At 35.7% G+C, this 1,697-nt stretch carries 1 protein-coding gene; it reads left to right on the plus strand.

Features of this window, described 5'->3' with window-relative positions:
• The first annotated feature begins 89 nt into the window (after window positions 1-89).
• A complete protein-coding gene (locus ACFSFW_RS24215) occupies window positions 90-1,658 on the plus strand; it encodes an IS1182 family transposase (RefSeq protein WP_388042221.1) in 1,569 nt (522 codons plus the stop codon).
• The last annotated feature ends 39 nt before the right edge of the window (window positions 1,659-1,697 follow it).

Below are 1,697 nucleotides of genomic sequence, written 5' to 3' on the forward strand. Positions count from 1 at the left end.
TCACCGGCTTTGTTTATTTTTTGAATTAAAATAAGGACCACTTCTGATAAAATAAAGTTACCACACCATATTTCGAAAGAAGGGTCCTTATGTTTAAAAATTATATCATGAATCAATTAGTTTTGCCTTTAGATTTAGAAGTAAAATTACAAAATAATGATATTGCCTTCCATGTCCATCATTTAGTTGAAAGTATCCCGCACGAAGCTTTCGAACCATTTCTTCGAAATGAGGGCTGTCCAGCTTATCATCCACGCATGATGCTTAAAATTATCTTATGTGCCTACACGCAATCTGTCTTCTCTGGGCGAAAAATTGAAGCCCTATTAAAAGATAGTATTCGTATGATGTGGTTAGCTCAAGGGTATGAACCAAGCTACCGCACAATCAATCGATTCCGCATTCAACCTGAAGTGAAAGATATAATTCGCGAATGTTTTGTCCAATTCCGTTGCCAATTGGTCGAAGAAAAGCTTATCGATCAAGAAGCTATTTTTATTGATGGTACAAAGATTGAAGCGAATGCAAATAAATTTACATTCGTATGGAAAAAATCCATTGAGAAATATAGTGAAAGCTTAATTGAAAAGTCAAACCAGCTATATAACGAGCTACTTAAGAACGAAATTGTGCCTGAAATTGAACGTGAAAACACAGAACAGTTATCTTTGGAAGAGCTCACTCAATTGGTTAAAAAAGTAGACGAAGTCGTAACCGAGTATGATAAACAAATTGAAGCTACATCAGATGTTTCAGAACGAAAAGCCTTAAGAAGCAAACGCAAGTATCCGAAACAAGCGCGTAAGCAATTGATTGATTTTGTCTTTCGTAAACAGAAATACCAAAAAGATTTAGAAATCTTTGGCACACGTAATAGCTATTCTAAAACAGATCCCGATGCGACATTTATGCGAATGAAAGAAGATTATATGAAAAACGGGCAATTGAAAGCTGGTTACAATGTACAAATCGCAACTGAAGGTCAATACACTCTTGCTTATAGTTTGTTTTCAAACCCTACAGATACGCGTACGTTGATTCCATTTCTAGATGAAATCGAGCAGCATTATTTCGTGTTGCCGAAACACATTGTCGCAGATGCAAGTTATGGTAGTGAACAAAACTATAATGATATCCTTTCCAATAGAAAACGAGAAGCACTTATTACTTATAACATGTATTTGAAGGAGCAGAACAAAAAGTATAAGCAAAACATATTTAATCCTGACAATTGGCATTATGATGTAGAAACAGATACATATACATGCCCTAATCATAAACGTCTTGAATTTCGATATCATTCTATTCGCACTGATCGTACAGGTTTTGAACGGAAGTTCAAAATCTATGAGTGCGAAGACTGTTCGGGATGCCCATTTCGTTTATCATGTACAAAAGCCAAAGAAGGCAACAATCGAAAACTAATGGTGAATGAAAAGTGGGAACAGCAAAAAGAATATGTAAGAGCGAAGCTTTCAGAAGAGAAAACGAGTGCCATCTATCGAAAACGCAAAATCGATGTGGAACCAGTTTTTGGATTCTTGAAGGCTAATTTGCGTTTCTCCCGATTTTCTGTACGAGGAAAATCGAAGGTAGAAAACGAAATGGGCCTAGCATTAATGGCAGTGAATTTAAGAAAATTCACTGCCAACAACTAAGGTAATGGGAGAATTTATACAAAAAAATAGAAAAAGGTG

The organism is Ferdinandcohnia salidurans (assembly GCF_042680725.1).
Lineage (GTDB): Bacteria > Bacillota > Bacilli > Bacillales > Bacillaceae_L > Ferdinandcohnia > Ferdinandcohnia salidurans.

Bases quoted from the DNA above. Each gene is read 5' to 3' on its own strand.
- ACFSFW_RS24215 (WP_388042221.1), top strand. From the start codon at position 90: ATGTTTAAAAATTATATCATGAATCAATTAGTTTTGCCTTTAGATTTA.